Origin of the sequence: Streptococcus sp. HMSC063B03, from assembly GCF_001836965.1 — a bacterium.
In the GTDB taxonomy this organism is placed as follows: Bacteria; Bacillota; Bacilli; order Lactobacillales; family Streptococcaceae; genus Streptococcus; species Streptococcus pneumoniae_F.
Genome location: NZ_KV831050.1, coordinates 47,756 through 65,335, shown reverse-complemented (window position 1 = coordinate 65,335; position 17,580 = coordinate 47,756). Strand labels below are relative to the sequence as shown.

General features: G+C 41.7%; 18 protein-coding genes and 1 riboswitch. Of the genes, 4 read left to right on the top strand and 14 right to left on the bottom strand.

Annotated elements, in window-relative coordinates; genetic code table 11:
• Positions 1-28 precede the first annotated feature (28 nt).
• Together HMPREF2628_RS06600 and HMPREF2628_RS06595 are read left to right on the top strand one after the other, a co-directional pair.
• The gene (locus tag HMPREF2628_RS06600; RefSeq protein WP_070842701.1) at positions 29-1,201 is read left to right on the top strand and encodes an aminoacetone oxidase; all 1,173 of its coding nucleotides are present in this window, start codon (positions 29-31) and stop codon (positions 1,199-1,201) included.
• A gap of 48 nt (positions 1,202-1,249) precedes the next feature.
• Positions 1,250-1,771 (top strand): DUF1697 domain-containing protein, encoded by a 522-nt coding sequence (locus tag HMPREF2628_RS06595; protein ID WP_070842700.1) that lies wholly within the window; start codon positions 1,250-1,252, stop codon positions 1,769-1,771.
• Positions 1,772-1,812: 41 nt separating this feature from the next.
• Here HMPREF2628_RS06595 and HMPREF2628_RS06590 read toward each other — a convergent pair whose 3' ends face one another.
• Positions 1,813-2,553, bottom strand: coding sequence for a MerR family transcriptional regulator (locus HMPREF2628_RS06590; protein WP_070842699.1), 741 nt, complete (start codon positions 2,551-2,553; stop codon positions 1,813-1,815).
• Between the two features lie 340 nt (positions 2,554-2,893).
• On the opposite strand from HMPREF2628_RS06590, the gene HMPREF2628_RS06585 reads away from it, so the two are divergent.
• Complete coding sequence (locus HMPREF2628_RS06585) at positions 2,894-4,234, top strand: sodium-dependent transporter (protein WP_070842698.1); 1,341 nt, start codon at positions 2,894-2,896, stop codon at positions 4,232-4,234.
• A gap of 40 nt (positions 4,235-4,274) precedes the next feature.
• Here HMPREF2628_RS06585 and manA read toward each other — a convergent pair whose 3' ends face one another.
• The 6 genes from manA to HMPREF2628_RS06555 form a co-directional block, all read right to left on the bottom strand.
• Complete coding sequence (gene manA, locus HMPREF2628_RS06580; protein ID WP_070842697.1) at positions 4,275-5,219, bottom strand: mannose-6-phosphate isomerase, class I; 945 nt, start codon at positions 5,217-5,219, stop codon at positions 4,275-4,277.
• A gap of 162 nt (positions 5,220-5,381) precedes the next feature.
• The gene (locus HMPREF2628_RS06575) at positions 5,382-5,729 is read right to left on the bottom strand and encodes a VOC family protein (protein ID WP_070842696.1); all 348 of its coding nucleotides are present in this window, start codon (positions 5,727-5,729) and stop codon (positions 5,382-5,384) included.
• A gap of 58 nt (positions 5,730-5,787) precedes the next feature.
• Positions 5,788-7,563, bottom strand: coding sequence for a pyruvate oxidase (gene spxB / locus HMPREF2628_RS06570; protein ID WP_000191811.1), 1,776 nt, complete (start codon positions 7,561-7,563; stop codon positions 5,788-5,790).
• 212 nt (positions 7,564-7,775) lie between these two features.
• Positions 7,776-10,019: a heavy metal translocating P-type ATPase gene (locus HMPREF2628_RS06565; protein ID WP_070842695.1), complete on the bottom strand. Its 2,244-nt coding sequence runs from the start codon at positions 10,017-10,019 to the stop codon at positions 7,776-7,778.
• A 9-nt stretch (positions 10,020-10,028) separates the two neighbouring features.
• Positions 10,029-10,400 carry a cupredoxin domain-containing protein gene (locus HMPREF2628_RS06560; protein WP_049511580.1) on the bottom strand — a complete coding sequence of 124 codons (372 nt, stop codon included), beginning with the start codon at positions 10,398-10,400 and terminating at the stop codon, positions 10,029-10,031.
• Positions 10,401-10,410: 10 nt separating this feature from the next.
• Positions 10,411-10,806 carry a CopY/TcrY family copper transport repressor gene (locus HMPREF2628_RS06555; RefSeq protein ID WP_070842694.1) on the bottom strand — a complete coding sequence of 132 codons (396 nt, stop codon included), beginning with the start codon at positions 10,804-10,806 and terminating at the stop codon, positions 10,411-10,413.
• A 183-nt stretch (positions 10,807-10,989) separates the two neighbouring features.
• A riboswitch (TPP riboswitch) is annotated at positions 10,990-11,087 on the top strand.
• A gap of 83 nt (positions 11,088-11,170) precedes the next feature.
• Between HMPREF2628_RS06555 and thiD the strand changes: the two genes are divergently transcribed.
• Positions 11,171-11,962: a bifunctional hydroxymethylpyrimidine kinase/phosphomethylpyrimidine kinase gene (gene thiD / locus HMPREF2628_RS06550; RefSeq protein WP_070482846.1), complete on the top strand. Its 792-nt coding sequence runs from the start codon at positions 11,171-11,173 to the stop codon at positions 11,960-11,962.
• Positions 11,963-12,121: 159 nt separating this feature from the next.
• Here thiD and thiE read toward each other — a convergent pair whose 3' ends face one another.
• From thiE to HMPREF2628_RS06515, 7 genes are read right to left on the bottom strand one after another with little or no spacing between them, the layout of a single operon-like run.
• Positions 12,122-12,754, bottom strand: a complete 633-nt coding sequence (thiE, locus tag HMPREF2628_RS06545) for a thiamine phosphate synthase (protein ID WP_070842693.1) — start codon at positions 12,752-12,754, stop codon at positions 12,122-12,124.
• Entirely contained in the window at positions 12,747-13,550 is an 804-nt protein-coding gene (locus HMPREF2628_RS06540) for a hydroxyethylthiazole kinase (RefSeq protein WP_070842692.1), read from the bottom strand. Before HMPREF2628_RS06540 ends, thiE begins: the two co-directional genes overlap by 8 nt.
• Positions 13,550-14,074 (bottom strand): energy coupling factor transporter S component ThiW, encoded by a 525-nt coding sequence (gene thiW / locus HMPREF2628_RS06535; protein WP_070842691.1) that lies wholly within the window; start codon positions 14,072-14,074, stop codon positions 13,550-13,552. Before thiW ends, HMPREF2628_RS06540 begins: the two co-directional genes overlap by 1 nt.
• Before the next feature lie 4 nt (positions 14,075-14,078).
• Positions 14,079-14,771 (bottom strand): thiaminase II, encoded by a 693-nt coding sequence (gene tenA / locus HMPREF2628_RS06530; protein ID WP_070842690.1) that lies wholly within the window; start codon positions 14,769-14,771, stop codon positions 14,079-14,081.
• Positions 14,772-14,781: 10 nt separating this feature from the next.
• Positions 14,782-15,432, bottom strand: a complete 651-nt coding sequence (locus tag HMPREF2628_RS06525; protein ID WP_070842689.1) for an energy-coupling factor transporter transmembrane component T — start codon at positions 15,430-15,432, stop codon at positions 14,782-14,784.
• A 1-nt stretch (position 15,433) separates the two neighbouring features.
• A complete protein-coding gene (locus tag HMPREF2628_RS06520) occupies positions 15,434-16,819 on the bottom strand; it encodes an ATP-binding cassette domain-containing protein (RefSeq protein ID WP_070842688.1) in 1,386 nt (461 codons plus the stop codon).
• Positions 16,820-17,380, bottom strand: coding sequence for an ECF transporter S component (locus HMPREF2628_RS06515; protein ID WP_000915275.1), 561 nt, complete (start codon positions 17,378-17,380; stop codon positions 16,820-16,822). It lies immediately after the preceding gene.
• Positions 17,381-17,580: the final 200 nt, after the last annotated feature.

Below are 17,580 nucleotides of genomic sequence, written 5' to 3'. Positions count from 1 at the left end.
TCTTGTTTTTTTGTGGTACAATAGAGCTATGAAACATTTTGATACTATCGTCATCGGTGGAGGTCCTGCTGGCATGATGGCTACGATTTCCAGTAGCTTTTATGGTCAGAAAACCCTCCTCATCGAAAAAAATCGGAAACTTGGAAAAAAATTAGCTGGTACTGGTGGGGGACGTTGCAATGTCACCAACAATGGAACTCTAGATGACCTACTAGCTGGAATCCCTGGAAATGGGCGCTTTCTCTACAGTGTCTTCTCCCAGTTTGATAACCATGATATCATTAACTTTTTTACAGAAAATGGTGTTAAACTTAAGGTCGAAGACCACGGCCGCGTCTTTCCTGCCAGTGACAAATCTCGGACCATTATCGAAGCCTTGGAAAAGAAAATCACTGATCTCGGTGGTCAAGTTGCTACTCAAACAGAAATTGTTTCGGTTAAAAAGATAGACGACCAGTTTATCCTTAAATCAGCTGACCAAACCTTCACTTGTGATAAACTCATTGTCACAACTGGTGGGAAATCCTATCCTTCAACTGGTTCAACTGGTTTTGGTCACGAGATTGCCCGTCATTTTAAGCATACCATTACCGAGCTTGAGGCAGCTGAAAGTCCCTTGTTGACAGATTTTCCACACAAGGCCTTGCAAGGAATTTCATTGGATGATGTGATCCTAAGTTATGGCAAACATATCATCACTCACGATCTGCTTTTTACCCACTTTGGTTTGTCAGGCCCTGCTGCCCTGCGTATGTCTAGTTTTGTCAAGGGTGGGGAGGTTCTTTCACTGGATGTTTTGTCTCAACTTTCTGAGAAGGACTTGGCTACATTTCTAGAAGAAAACCGGGAAAAATCCTTGAAAAACGCTTTAAAAACTTTGCTTCCAGAACGCTTGGCAGAATTTCTTGTGCAAGGCTATCCTGACAAAGTCAAACAACTGACTGAAAAGGAACGAGAACAACTTCTCCAGTCTATTAAGGCCCTCAAAATCCCTGTGACCGGAAAAATGTCCCTTGCCAAGTCCTTTGTTACCAAAGGGGGCGTCAGTCTCAAGGAAATCAATCCCAAAACTCTAGAAAGTAAGCTGGTACCTGGACTCCACTTTGCTGGCGAGGTACTGGATATCAATGCCCACACGGGTGGCTTTAACATCACTTCTGCCCTCTGTACTGGTTGGGTGGCGGGATCAAACCCAATCTAAATCTGAATTATTTAATGGCTAAATCAGCCCCAAAAGAAAGGAAGTCCTTTGGAACATATTATCTTGTTAAGGGGAGTCACTCCTAATGGAAAAAATGCTATCCCTAAAATGTCTTATCTAGTAGATATCTTGACAGAAGCTGGTTTTCAACAAGTTCGAACCTATATTCAAAGTGGAAATATCATTCTTGAAAGTGACTTAGCTCTCGAAGAAATACGAGAACAGGTTCATACTCTAATAAAGGAAAATATTGGTGCTGACTTAAAAATGGTTATCAAGAACAAAAGTGATTTTAAAAAAATTGTCCAAGAAAACCCGTTTGGAAAACACTATCTTTATGACCGTATACACGTGATTTTTTATCAAGAATCTATTCAAAGTCTCCCTTTAGAAAAATTGAAAATTGATTACGGTGAAGAAGAAATTTGTATCGGTAACCATTGTCTTTACCTCTATCTCCCTAGAACTGCAAAACAAAAAAAGCTCAATACTAACTATCTTGAAAAGCTTTTTAATGTAGATTTGACCATGCGAAAACTAAATGTAGTAGAAAAATTATTAAGCAAGTAATACTTGAATTTAGAAAAAATCGGAAGAATACTCCTCCGATTTTATTTTGTCTGAGTTTGGACATAGTGGGTAATCACATCTGATGTGTACTGGGCTGTTCCAGGTCCAAATTTGTCAATGTTTTCCTTAAACTCTGGGTTATAGACGTAGCCTTTACCGATATGACCGAATACTTCAATAGTACAATCAAATCCATAAGTACGGATGGCTTGCAAGAGTTTAGCAGCTTCTTCTTGATTTTCGGTTGCTGTTACAGGTAGACCAGCTTGAAGATTTTGTGACAAGGCTCGAAAAACTTGGTTGAAGGCAGCCGTAGCTTCGTTTTCGTGACCTTTTTGGCGCTCGAGCGCTTGGTCCATGACTTCTTGTCCATATTTCTCTACCGCCTCTTGGTGGTATTTTTGATGGTCTTGGTAGTTAAATCCAGCAAATTTCTCTTGAATGCTCATTTCTCTTTCTCCTTTTTGTTCTTGAATGGTTTTCTGCAAGGTTGAAATCAAGGTATCCAGATGTTCCCTTTCTCGAGTCAAATAGTCCAACTGCCTGGTCAAATGGGGTAATAAATCTGTCCTATCTTCCTTTAATAGCTCTGCTATTTTTTCTAAAGAAAAGCCTAGATATTTGTAGTAAAGAATGACCTGAAGGCGTTCCAAATCCTCCTGACTGTAGGTTCGATAGCCGTTTTCCGACTTTAAAGGAACTAAGAGTCCTATCTTATCGTAGTGGTGCAGGGTCTTTACAGAGACACCTGAAAGCTGCGCAGCTTCTTTTATATGGTACATGATTTCCTTCTTATACTCAATGAAAATCAAAGAGCAAACTAGGAAGCTAGCCGCAGGCTGTACTTGAGTACGGTAAGGTGACGTTGACGTGGTTTGAATTTGATTTTCGAAGAGTATTACATTGATAGTATAACCCCTCCCCCTAGGTCAGAGTCAAGTGTTTTTGCGAAATTTTTTACTTTATCATAACATGAAAATGGTTTTCTTGACAGACCTTAGAAAACATGATAGGATAGTCAAGTCTATCAATCAAAAGAAACGCTCATTTTGAGTACTGATGAGGCTATTTGCCAAGGGCAGTAGCTTTTTCTTTTGTAACACTAATTTTAGGAGTTTAACTATGTCTGAAAAATCTCAATGGGGTTCTAAACTAGGCTTCATCCTAGCATCTGCTGGTTCAGCCATCGGACTTGGTGCCGTTTGGAAATTCCCCTATATGACTGCTGCTAACGGTGGAGGGGGCTTTTTATTAGTCTTTCTCATCTCCACTATTCTAATCGGTTTCCCTCTTTTGCTAGCTGAATTTGCCCTCGGCCGAAGCGCTGGTGTCTCTGGGATTAAAACCTTTGGAAAACTGGGCAAGAATGGTAAGTACAACTTCATCGGTTGGATCGGTGCCTTTGCCCTCTTTATCCTATTATCTTTCTACAGTGTTATTGGAGGATGGATTCTAGTTTATCTGGGTATTGAGTTTGGAAAATTATTCCAACTTGGTGGAACGGGAGATTACGCTCAGTTATTTACTTCAATCATTTCAAATCCAGCCATTGCCCTAGGAGCTCAAGCAGCCTTTATCCTATTGAATATCTTTATTGTATCACATGGGGTTCAGAAAGGGATTGAAAGAGCTTCTAAGGTCATGATGCCCCTGCTCTTTATCATCTTTGTTGTCATCATTGGGCGCTCTCTCAGTTTGCCAAATGCCATGGAAGGGGTTCTTTACTTCCTAAAACCAGACTTCTCTAAGCTAACAAGTGCTGGTCTCCTCTATGCTCTGGGACAATCTTTCTTTGCCCTCTCACTAGGGGTTACAGCCATGCTGACCTATGCTTCTTATTTGGATAAGAAAACCAATCTGGTCCAATCAGGGATTTCCATTGTAGCCATGAATATCTCGGTATCCATCATGGCAGGTCTCGCCATTTTCCCAGCCATGTCAGCCTTCAATATCCAGTCTGAAGGGGGGCCGAGCTTACTCTTTATCGTCTTGCCTCAGCTCTTTGACAAGATGCCTTTTGGAACCATTTTCTACATTCTCTTCCTCTTACTCTTCCTCTTTGCGACAGTCACTTCTTCCGTCGTTATGCTGGAAATCAATGTGGGTAATATCACTAATCAGGACAACAGTAAGCGTGCTAAATGGAGTGCTATTTTAGGAATCTTGACCTTTGTCTTTGGAATTCCTTCAGCCCTGTCTTATGGTGTCATGGTGGATGTTCACATTTTTGGGAAGACCTTCTTTGATGCTATGGATTTCTTGGTTTCTAATCTTCTTATGCCATTTGGAGCTCTCTGCCTTTCACTCTTTACTGGCTACATCTTTAAGAAGACACTTGCAATGGAGGAACTCCATCTCGATGAAACAGTGTGGAAACAGGGACTTTTCCAAGTCTGGCTCTTCCTTCTTCGTTTCATCATTCCAATCATCATCATCGTGGTCTTTATCGCCCAATTTATGTAATTAAAAAGGACTTGAGTAATGAACTCAGGCCCTTTCTTTTTTATGGATGGCTAACAATTAATTCCAAACCTTGCCCTTCCAGAGTCCAAGCTTCAACATCACTTGGTAGGATAAAGTGGCTGCCTTTTTGGATTGGATAGTTTTTTCCGTCAACAGTCAGTTGACCTTGACCAGCTAAGACACTAAACAAGCTGTAGTCAGCTGTCTTTTCAAAATCAACTTTTCCTGTGATTTCCCACTTGTAGACAGCAAAGAAATCATTGGATACAAGGAGAGTGGAACGCAAATCATCTGATTTAACAGTTACAGGACGGCTATTTGCTGGCTCACCAATGTTCAAAACATCAATGGATTTTTCAAGGTGAAGTTCTCGCAAGTTGCCCTTGTCGTCCTTGCGGTCAAAGTCATAGACGCGATAGGTGGTATCGCTAGACTGTTGGGTTTCAAGAATCAAGATGCCTGCACCGATAGCATGCATGGTGCCACTCGGTACATAGAAGAAATCTCCAGCTTTAACTGGTACTTTTGTCAACAAGTCATCCCAATTCTTATCCTCGATTTGCTGGCGGAGTTCTTCTTTTGACTCGGCATTGTGACCATAGATAATCTCTGAACCTTCATCCGCAGCGATGATGTACCAGCATTCTGTTTTTCCAAGTTCGCCTTCATGCTCGAGTCCATAAGCATCGTCTGGATGAACTTGGACACTGAGCCAGTCGTTAGCATCCAGAATCTTGGTCAACAGTGGAAATACAGGTTCTGGACGATTGCCAAACAATTCACGGTGCTCTGCATACAAAGTAGCTAGGTCTGTTCCCTCGTAGCAACCATTGGCTACCTTTGAAACTCCATTTGGATGAGCTGAGATGGCCCAGTATTCTCCGATTTTTTCACTTGGGATGTCATAGCCAAACTCATCACGTAGCTTGGTTCCACCCCAGATTTTTTCTTGCATAACTGATTGTAAAAATAATGGTTCTGACATGTCGATCTCCTGTCTGATTTTTCTCCCCTCATTATAGCAAAAAGCTAAGTCTTATTGAACTCTTTTTCCTATTATATAAAGTAGGGAGAAGATTTTATAAAAATAGTGAATAAAACCCTTCTTATGCTATAACTTTTGTTGGCGATCAAACTCTACTATGTCCTATTTCATACGATAAAAATCAATCACTAGACCAGCAGGGCCTTTAACTAATAAGGACTCTGTTCCCCAATCCGTTTCACAAATACCGTGTAAAATCTCGACACCGATCTCTTTTAAACGTTGGTAATTCTGATTTAGATCCTCAACCTCGATATGAAGAATGATTCCTGACTGAAAATCTTCCAAAGGAATCAAATGATTTTGGGACAACATCAGACAGTGACTGCCAATCGTAAATTGAGCAAAACTGTCATCAACATAATCGGATTTTTTACCCAAAATACGCTCCAAGTCAACACAGACTTGGGGAACATCGGAAACGATAATATCTAATTGATTTAAATTCATTTACTATCCTCCAGAAAAAGACCGGATTGCTCCGATCTTTTTAAGTTCCACGAAGGAATTATTTAATTGCGCGTGATTGCAACCCTTCTTCTTCCAAGAAGAGGCGGAATGGTACGAGTTCTTCTGCTTCGTATTTTTCCTTGAAGGCTTTGATTGCTTCTTCTGAGTGAAGTTTTGGATCCAATTCAAGTACTTCTACTGGAAGTGGACGGTGTTCAGTGATGCGAGCATCGATAACAACAGTTTTACCTTCTTTGCTCAATTTAACAGCTTCTGCAACAACTGCATCGATGTCTTCGATACGGTCAACTGTAAATCCAACAGCTCCTTGAGCTTCAGCGATTTTCGCATAGTCAGCATTAGGGAAGTCACAACCAAACAAGTGTTTGTTTGTGTCTTCGTATTTGTCCTTGATGAAGGCATATTTACCATTTGAGAAGACAACGTTGATAACTGGAAGGTCGTATTGAACGTTTGTGATAACGTCTGGGTAGCACATGTTGAATGCACCGTCACCCATGATATTCCATACTTGGCGATCTGGATTGTCTTTCTTAGCAGCGATACCACCAGGAAGGGCAATACCCATTGTCGCAAAGAGTGGAGATGTACGCCACATGTTCTTAGGTGTCATGTGAAGGTGACGAGTAGATGTTTGAGTAGTGTCACCTACGTCGATTGAGTAGATAGCGTCTTGATCAGCATGTTTGTTGATTGCATTGTAAACTTGATACAATTGCAATTCACCCTCAGTTTTACCTTCGAGTTTGTTCATGTAATCACGCCAGTTTTGGTTGTTCTTAACGTTTGCACGCCACCATGGAGTAGATTCAACTGGATTCACTTTGTCAAGGATTGCTTTCGCTGCTTGACCTGCGTCACCAAGGATTGAAGCGTCTAGGGCGTGACGTTTACCAAGTTTGTAAGGGTCAATATCAACTTGGATGAATTTTTCAGTGTTCTTGAATGCTTCATAAACTTCAGCAAATGGGAAGTTTGAACCAAGGAAAAGAACTGTGTCTGCTTCAAAGACCACTTCGTTGGCTGGTTTCCAACCAACACGGTAAGCAGAACCTGTCAAACCTTCATAGTTCCATTCGAAAGCTTCAAAGTTTTTACCAGTTGTGATGATTGGTGCTTTGATTTTACGTGACAATTCAGTAATCACTTCACCAGCTTTCACACCACCGTAACCAGCATAGATAACTGGACGTTCAGCATTGTTCAAGATTTCAACAGCTTTGTCGATTTCAACTTCGTTCAAAGCAGGAGCGATGAATGAACGCTCGTATGAACCTGATCCATAGTATGAGTTTTCGTCGATTTCTTGGAAACCGAAGTTTACTGGGATTTCAACAACAGCTGGACCTTTTTTAGAAACTGCAGCACGGCAAGCTTCGTCAATAACTTTTGGCAATTGCTCAGCGTAAGCTACACGTTTGTTGTATACAGCGATACCGTTGTACATTGGGTTTTGGTTCAATTCTTGGAAAGCATCCATGTTAAGTTCGTTAACTGGACGTGATCCAAGGATTGCTAGGAATGGAGTGTTATCCATAGCTGCATCGTAAACACCGTTAATCAAGTGAGTCGCACCTGGACCACCTGAACCAACTGCAACCCCGATTGAGCCACCGAATTTAGCTTGCATAACCGCTGCAAGAGCACCTGTTTCTTCGTGGCGAACTTGCAAGAAGCGGATGTCTTTGTCTTCAGCCAAAGCATCCATCAATGAGCTGAGTGTTCCTGATGGGATACCGTAGATTGTGTCTACGCCCCATGTTTTCAATACATTAAGCATTGCTGCAGATGCAGTAATTTTCCCTTGAGTCATAATGATAACTCTCCTTCAAATATTTTTAAATCTACTAAAAAAGGTTTCATATAGTTTTTGAAAACGTTTCAGTAAATTTTTACAATACTAATTTATCACATTTATTTTGACTTTACTAAGAATCTGCTCAGAAGTTTTTATTCTCTATTACAGTACAGTTTGAAAACGTTTTTAGTTTCTGTTTTATAATAAAAAAGCGAGCAAGCCCGCTTTTAGTCTATTTTACTAAAGTTTAGTAAGAGTGAACTAGTCAGAACAGATACAGAACTAAAGGCCATAGCTAGACCTGCCAGTTCTGGATTGAGGGCCAGTCCAACACCTGAAAAGACTCCTGCTGCAATCGGAATTCCGGCGACATTGTAGATAAAGGCCCAGAAAAGATTGAGCAGAATTCGATTAAAGGTTTTCTTACTCATGTCAAAGGCACGAACCACGCCTAGGAGGTTATTGGTTGTCAACACTAAATCTGCTGACTCGATAGCGATATCCGTTCCAGCTCCCATAGCAATCCCCACATCTGCTACACTAAGGGCAGGAGCGTCATTGATACCGTCCCCAACAAAGGCTACTTTGCCAGCCGCTTGTAGTTTATGGATTTCATGAGCTTTTTCTTCTGGCAAGACACCTGCAATGACCTCTTCGATTCCGATTTGATCTGCAATAGCACGCGCCACACCTGCATTGTCTCCTGTCAGCATGACTGTTTTAAGACCTCGTTTTTTCAACTGACTGATGGCAAGCTTAGCATTTTCCTTAGGAATATCTTGCAGAGCAAGCAAGCCTTTGATTTCATTCTCAACAGCCAAGAACACAACTGTCTTAGCTTCTTTTTCTAGTTCTTCTAGTTTTTCTTGATAAGCGCTAGAAATATCCATACCATCCAGCATTTTAGCATTTCCAAGTAAAACTTGTCTTCCATTGATTTGCCCTGAAACACCTTTTCCGTGTAGAGCTTGGAAATTTTCAACAGTGTCAAGCTCAAGTCCAGTTTCAGTCGCTCGCTTGACAATGGCCTCAGCCAGTGGGTGTTGAGAAGCTTCTTCCAATGAAGCTGCCAATCCAAGCACCTCTGCCTCGTCGCCAATGACATCAGTGACCACTGGTTTCCCTTCCGTCAAAGTTCCTGTTTTATCAAAGACAATAGTTTGGACTTTCTGGATTTCCTGTAGAACCGTTCCATTTTTAAGGAGAACTCCCATCTTGGCACTGCGACCAGTCCCAACCATAAGAGCTGTCGGTGTTGCAAGACCCAATGCACAAGGACAGGCGATAATCAAAACAGCCACCCCATAGAGAAGTGAAGAGACAAAACTCGCTCCAAGCACGACTACACTATCCCTGAGCAAGACGAACCAAACCCAAAAGGTCACGATTCCTAAAATGACAACTGCTGGGACAAAAATCCCTGAAATCTTATCCGTCAAGTCCTGAATCGGTGCACGACTGGTTTGAGCTTTCTTCACAAAATCCACAATCTGAGCCAAAACAGTCTCTGAACCAACTTTTTCTGCCCTAAAAACAAGCGTTCCACTATTATTGATGGTTGAGCCAATCACAGTATCTCCAACTGTCTTATCCACAGGCAGACTCTCACCTGTCACCATGGATTCGTCAATACTAGAGACACCTTCTACTACGACACCATCAACAGCAATCTTTTCACCGGGACGCACTCGAATCAGGTCGCCTACCTTGACTTGGTCCAAGGGAACTTGAACATAGCGTTCCTCACGCAAGACTTCTGCTGTTTTTGCCTGCAAATCCAGTAATTTCTCCACAGCTTGGGAAGTATTTTTTCTCATTTTCTCCTCAAAAACGGCTCCCATAAGAACGAAGAAGAAGATAAATGCAGCACTTTCAAAGTAAACGGGGAGACCAGCGAAGAGGGCAACTAGGCTATAGAAATAGGCCACTAGAGTTCCAAGCGCAACCAAGGTATCCATGTTGGCATTGTGCTTTTTAAAACTGGCCCAAGCGCTCTGGATATAAGGTCCGCCTGCTACTAGCATAATCGGCGTTGTGGCTAAAAAGGTGCCCCAACGCATGACTTGGTGACTAATTCCTCCTATCGACATCCCAATCATGAGAATCACAAGAGGCACAGTAAAGATACTAGTAATCCAAAAACGCTGTAAAAGTGATAGAGATTTTCGAATCTTCTCAACGACTGTATAGCTTCCTTTTTGCATCTTCATGCCACAAGAAAATTCATGTTGCCCTAATTCTTGAGGTGTAAAACGAATGACTTTCTCCTCATCCACGCCGATTGGTTCCAAGATGCCTTCTTCTTCAAACAGAATTTCCTTATAACAGTTTGAAGGCGTGGAACGATGAAAGGTAATTTCAGCTGGAATCCCTTTTTGAAGCTGAATATGGGCTGGATGATAGCCTTTTTCAGCTGTAATATGGATTTTTTGAATGCCATTTTCTAGGCTAGCTTTCACAATTTCTGTCATAATGTTCTCCTACTCTACAATCATCTTGCCATGCATCATGTTCATACCACAAGCAAAGCCAAACTCTCCAGCCTGCTCAGGCGTGATTTCCACTACATACTCTTCCCCCATTGGCAGGTCCGCATGTACACCAAAATCTGGAAAAACAATTTGGTCCAGACAGGGTGAAGGGTCCTTGCGGTCAAAGACAATGCGGGCTGGCACTGATTTCTTGAGGATAATCAACTCAGGCGTATAGCCCCCCATGACCTCCACTCGAATCTCTTGGTAGCCCTTTTTTTGCTGGGCCTTTTGTCCAGATTTTTCAGGCTTTTTGAAAAACCAAAACAAGATAAATGCGATAAGGGCAATACAAATAATGGTTACAATACTATTTAACATGACGTCTCCTTTACATACAATTACATTTTACTTTTGTTACAGCGCTTGATTTCTTCTCAGAAATCACAGCTTCCAAGTCTTCCAAGTCAGCCTGAGTAAAATCACATTCAGCAATCAAATCAGCCAACAAGTTCTTAATCCTACGGGAACAAACCTTGTCTTTGATATCTTGGACAAGTAAATCCCGACTTTGGTCCAAAGTTAAAAGGGCTGAATAAACAAAAGACTTGCCTTCTTTTTTCCGAGTCAAACACTCTTTCTCAACCAAACGAGCCAAAAGAGTTTGAATGGTTGACTTGGACCAGTCGAACCGCTCCGCCAGAACCCTGATCAAATCCGTACTGGTCTGCTCTCCTTGCATCCAAATAATCTTCATGACCTGCCATTCTGCATCTGAAATCTGCATAATCACACCTCCAAAATCTACATTTGTCAATTACAATTATTAGTATACTCCGAAAATCTACATTTGTCAATTATAATTTTTATTATTTTTTCGAAAAATAGAATTCTAATCATGTAACGAGAGATTTTCAGTCAAATCTTACTATATAAACTATAAAAATATGCTATACTAAAGAAAAAAGAAAACAACCACTAGGGGTGCGTAAAGCTGAGATTAACAACTGTTAGACCCTTTGACTCAATCTAGGTAATGCTAGCTGATGGAAGTGGAAATGATAATGGGGACTAGCAGTCTTCTATTGCCTTCCTGAAACAGACTAGCTTGTTCTTAAGAATACAAACTTCAGTTGGTTGGGAGGTTTTAGATGACTTATTTACCCGTTGCTTTGACCATTGCAGGGACTGACCCTAGTGGTGGTGCTGGCATTATGGCTGATTTAAAGTCGTTCCAAGCTAGAGATGTCTATGGAATGGCCGTTGTGACCAGTCTTGTCGCTCAAAATACCAGAGGTGTTCAATTAATCGAGCACGTTTCTCCTCAAATGTTGAAAGCCCAATTGGAGAGTGTCTTTTCTGATATCCCACCTCAGGCTGTAAAAACTGGGATGTTGGCAACTACTGAAATCATGGAGATCATCCAACCCTATCTTAAAAAGCTGGACTGTCCCTACGTCCTTGACCCTGTTATGGTCGCTACGAGCGGAGACACCCTGATTGATACCAGTGCCAGAACCTACCTAAAAACAAACCTACTTCCCCTTGCAACCATTATCACACCGAATCTTCCTGAGGCAGAAGAGATTGTTGGTTTTTCAATCCATGATCCTGAAGACATGCAACGTGCCGGTCGCCTGATTTTAAAAGAATTTGGTCCTCAGTCTGTGGTAATCAAAGGTGGCCATCTCGAAGGCGGTGCCAAGGATTTCCTCTTTACCAAGGATGACCAATTTGTCTGGGAAAGTCCACGAATTCAAACCTGTCATACACATGGTACTGGATGTACCTTTGCTGCAGTGATTACTGCTGAACTAGCCAAGGGAAAAAGCCTCTATCAAGCAGTTGATAAGGCCAAAGCCTTTATCACGAAAGCCATCCAAGACGCCCCTCAACTCGGTCATGGTTCTGGCCCAGTCAACCATACAAGCTTTAAAGATTAAAAAAACTCTCTAGTTCCCACTTTAAGGGAATTAGAGAGTTTTTATACTCTTCGAAAATCTTTTCAAACCACGTAAGCTTTATCTGCAACCTCAAAGCTGTTCTTTGAGCAACCTGCGACTAGCTTCCTAGTTTGCTCTTTGATTTTCATTGAGTATTAATTAGAAAATAATGTCATCCAACTTTGTCAAAAAAGCTTGTGTTTTTGCCTCTATATCTTCTGCCTGCATCAAATCACGCACGACAGCTACACCAGCTATACCCGTGCCGATAAGTTGGTCAATATTCTCTGATGTCAAGCCGCCAATAGCAACTACTGGAATAGCGACTCTTTGGCAAATTATTTTCAAGGTTGAAATCAGGGTGATAGGCGCATTTTCCTTAGTGGTAGTTGGAAAAATGGCCCCTGTCCCCAAGTAATCTGCTCCCCCTTCTTCTGCTTCGAGGGCTCTTTTTACTGTTTTAGCTGTGACACCGAGGATTTTTTCAGGACCTAGGACTTTGCGGGCAACCGAAACTGGTAGTTCATCGTCGCCAATATGCAGACCAGCAGCATCAACCGCGAGACAGACATCCAAACGATCATCGATGATCAGGGGTACCTGATAGGCATCTGTTATTTCCTTGACTTGTTTTGCCAGTTGATAATATTGATTGGTTGTAAGATTTTTTTCTCGCAATTGGACTATAGTAACCCCTGAACGGCAAGCCGTCTCAACCTTTTCAAGAAAGCTTTCCACGGAATCTTGGTAGCGATTGGTTACCAGATACAGTCTAAGCGCCTTTCTATTCATAAACATCTCCTTTGATGGCATCTAGCCAATTTTCATCTCTTCTGAGGAACGAAAGCTGATTGAGTACTTGATAACGAAATTCTTCCAATCCCATTCCTTGAACAACTATTCTCTCAGCAGAGATATTGAGATAAGAGACCGCTAAGCAGGAAGCTTCAAAGCCAGTCTTTCCTTGGCTGAGAAAAACAGCTGTCAAGGCTCCAACCAAGTCTCCTGTCCCTGTTATCCAGTCTAATTCTGCACAGCCATTTCCCAATATAGCAACTTGATTTTCTGAAACGATGAGGTCCTTGGGGCCAGTAACTAAGAATGACATACCAGGATAGGTCTGACACCAGTCTCTCAAGACTTGAAGCAAATCATCAGTTTCTTGATCTTTAGCACTCGCATCGACCCCAACTCCGTGGTGTTTTAAGCCAACAAGACTTCGGATTTCTGACATGTTTCCTTTAAGGACCGTAGGTCTATAGTCTAAAAGGTCTTCAACTAAGCTCTTACGAATGGATGAAGCCGTTACGCCAACCGCATCTACTACCATTGGGAGACAAACTTGATCTGCATAAGAAGCTGCCATACGGATTGCTTTTTCCTTCTCAGCAGACAAATGCCCCAAATTGATGAAGAGTGCCTGGCTTTGCTTAGTAAAATCAAGAACCTCACGAGGGTCATCTGCCATGACAGGTTTGCATCCCAGAGCCAAAATCCCATTTGCTAGCATCTCACAAGAAATCTCATTGGTAATACAGTGAATGAGGGAAGTCGTTCCCAGAGGAAAAGGATTTGTCAATTCCTGCATCAGTTTATCCTTTCATCAAAGAAATATCCCTGCACTTTTTTAAAGAATTCCTGCTTAATTAAAAATCGAAAGGCAATAAAGGAAATTGCTGTACCAATCAAGGTTGCTCCGAAAAATCGAGGAGTGTAGATAAACCAGCTAAGCTTAGCCGCTGATCCTGTAAAAAGCACCATAACAGGATAGGAAACAATTGAACCAATAATACCTGTTCCCACAATTTCTCCTAAGGCAGAAAAGTGAAATTTTCGACCATACTTATAAAAGAGACCTGCTAGAAGGGCTCCAAAAGTCGCTCCTGTGAGAGCTAAAGGCGGAATCCCTTGAGTCGTCATACGGATAAAGGCTGTCACTGTAGCCATAACCAAGGCATAAACAGGTCCCATCATGATTCCTGCTAGAATATTGACTACACTGGACATAGGTGCCATTCCCTCAATCCGAAAGATAGGCGTAAGAACTACATCAAGGGCAATCATCATGGATAAAATGGTTAATTTGTGAACCTGTAATTGGTGGTTTCTCATATTTCTATTCTTCTCCTGTTTCTAAAGACTGTAAATCGCTCTTCCATGTCTGGTGTTGGTAGGCCATTTCCCAAAACTTAGCTTCCATATGAACACTGATGTGGAAGACATCTAGCATTTTTTTCTTGTCTGTCTCGTCACTTTCTCGATAGAGCTGATTGACCAAAACTTCTTCCTCTCTGATCTGCTGCTCCAACTCATCCGTAATATAAGTTTCAATCCATTGTTGGTAGAGAGGATTTGGTGATGGTTTAAGATTAAGTGATTTGCCTATATCATGATATAGCCAAGGACAAGGCAGCAAACTTGCAAAGGCAATGCCCAAGTTTGGCTCTGCAAATTGCCGATAAATGTGAGAGATATAATGATAGCAGGTTGGAGCGATTGGATGTTGCTCCATTTCCTGATCGCTGATTTCCAATTCCTTGAAAAATTGTTGGCGGATAAATAACTCACCCTCCACTAGACTCTGAGCATTTTGTTTCAAGAGTCTCTTCATCTCTTGGTTGGAAGTCTTTTCAGCCAAGAGGTGATAGGCTTCTGAAAAAGCCTTCAGATAGTAGGCATCCTGAATTAAGTAATAGCGGAAAATTGCAGGTTCTAAATTCCCCTCTTGCAACTGTAAAACAAAGGGATGATGAAAGGATGCCTGCCAAGCTTCCTTGGATAATTCCATAGCAATATCTGTAAATTCCATAATAACTCCTTTATAAAAATAGACTGGTTTGAAGCAATAAAAAGAAAAGCAGGTAGATGAATATTGTCCTTTGAGGAATATAAAAAGTCCGATAGCTATTCTCCACCTGTGCATGTTCGTCATATCCATGCGCCGACAGGGCTCTCAGGTAAAGATGGCGCCACCTAAAGACTGTCATCAGAACCTTGCTGTAAATCAAGGGAGACCAAACATGCAGTTCTTGACCGCGTAATAGGCAAGCTTCCTTGAGAGACTTGATTTCTTGCTGAATGAGGGGGAAGGAATTGAATACCACAATCAAGGCATAGGCCCAAGAGCGTGATAACCCCTTTTGAGCCAAGTACAAGAGAAGCTCTTTTAGAGAAATAGAGGAAACAAAGACAAGGCCTATACAAACTGTCACAAAGGCCCTCGTTCCAAGCATGACTGCCTGCGAAGCATCTCCATGTAACTGAACTGCCCAGTAGTTAGCCAAAGATGGCAAAATGGCGAGCAGAATCATCCAAGCCAATACTTTAAATCGCCGGTAATAGAGCATAAAGAGAATACAAAATGCGACTACCGAAAGATTCAGAGCAATCGAAGGAATGAAAGATGTTTCCAAGGATAAAATCAGCAAGAAGAGACTGATAATCGGTGTCTGGGTTGCTACTTTGACCATACTATCTCACCTCCCTTTGAGCATTGCTACTCTGAGATGTGAGTGGTTTGGTAATTGTCACTTCTTTCACATGACTGAGCCCCTGACTAGTAATCTCAATCCAATAATCAACCACAGAGATCAAGGGATCTAAACGATGGCTAATGAGCAGAAAACTTCTTCCTTGATTTCTATCCTCCACAATCCACTGACAAAAATAATGGCAAGCTCTATCATCCAAACCTGCAAAAGGTTCATCTAGTAAAATCACAGAAGCCTTGCTGGTCAAGATGGTCAATAGCTGAAGAATCTTTTGCTGACCACCACTTAATTGATAAGGACTCTTATCGAGTGCCTGCTCCAGATCAAAATATCGTAAAGCTTGGAAAATTCGTTGATTTCTTTCAGAATCAGGTCCATCTAATTGCAACTCTTCTTGCAGACTGACTCGGATAAACTGCTTCTCAGCTTCCTGAACAACACCCGTTAGGTCACGGTACAAACTCTTTTTCTTTTTCAGGACTGTCCCCTTCCAGGTAATGCGCCCCTTATACTTTTGAAATTGAAGAATAGACCGAAAGAGGGTGGATTTCCCGACACCATTATCACCCAAGATACAGGAAATTCCTTGGTAAAATGTAAAATCCGCAATTGAAAAAAGGGAACGATGATCCAGCTCACAAGTCACACGGTCCATATGGAATAGTTCTGAGCTAGAAGCAACTTCCTTTGAAGCAACCTGTGCCATCTCAGAGGTAGGGATTTGAAACACTTCCCTTAGTTGTCCATCTCTTAGCTCCACCATATAGTCGATATAGGCTTCATAATCAGATAAATCATGGTCGCACAAAATAACTGTCTTCCCATTAGAGGCTAACTCTTTTAGAATCTCCAATATCTCGATTCTGCTCTTGCGGTCAATGGAAGCGAAGGGCTCATCCAAGAGATAGACCCTAGGATTCATAGCAAAGAGAACTGCCAAGGCAGCCTTTTGCTTTTCTCCACCTGATAAGTGATGAATTGGACGGTGCAAAATCGCCTTGCAGCGACATTGCTGGACCACCTCTACTATTTTAGAATCAATTTCCTGAACGGGATGCCCAATATTTTCCAAGGTAAAAATCAGCTCCTCAAACAAGTTCTCCATGGTAAATTGATGATTGGGATTTTGAAAGAGAATACCAACCGTCTGGACACGCTCGATGATAGAAAGCTGACTGATCTCGCTCCCATTTATCAGGACTTGACCGCTATAGGGAAGAGAACTGACTTGGGCAATCATTTGAAAAAGACTCGATTTTCCTGAACCACTGCTCCCAACTAACAAGGTAAAAGCTTGCTCATGAAAAGTAAAATCAAGCGGCTCAGAGAAGATTGGGGACTGAATCTCTCGTAATTCCAGCCCCATCTATGCCTTCCCTCCAGCTGCAAACTGATGATAAAGTTTGACAATGGCACGAACCAAGATAGTACAGAAGAAAAAGACGGAAATAAAACGTACTACAAGCAAGGAAAGAACAAAAGGAAGTGAAAAGGCGTAGTAACCTAACTTAATGTATTCATAGACAAAGCTAACAAGCGTAATCCCAATACTATTAGCAGTTAGAGAGAGCCAACTTTCATAGCGATTCTTGGTTACGATAAAACCAAGTTCACTTCCCAAACCTTGAACCAAGCCAGACAAAAGGGCACCTAGACCGAATTGGCTACCATAAAGGACTTCAGCAAGCGCAGCTAGCACTTCACCAATCGTTGCACTTCCGACTCTTGGAACAAAGATGGCAGCAATGGGCGCAGCCATACACCAGAGACCAAAGAGGATTTCATTGGCAAAGGCCTGCAAGCCAAGAGGGGCTAAAATCAGAGTGAGGATATCAAACAGATAGCCGGATCCTACAAAAACGCCACCAAAAAAGATAGACAAGAAAGCAAGTAAAATAACATCTTTTAACTGCCATTTTTTCAACATAAAAAAACTCCTTTTTTTAAAGAAAAGTGGGGCATTCAAGGTGAGCTACCGAAAGACTTAACGTCCAGCCTATCCTCTTTTGATAAACAAAAAAACTCCAATTACAATCAAGAATTAGAGTTTAGCTTACAAGATTAGACAGTTCTTTTCGACATACGAAAAAAACCATTTCACATTTCCCTTCGCCAGTCTTAACTGTA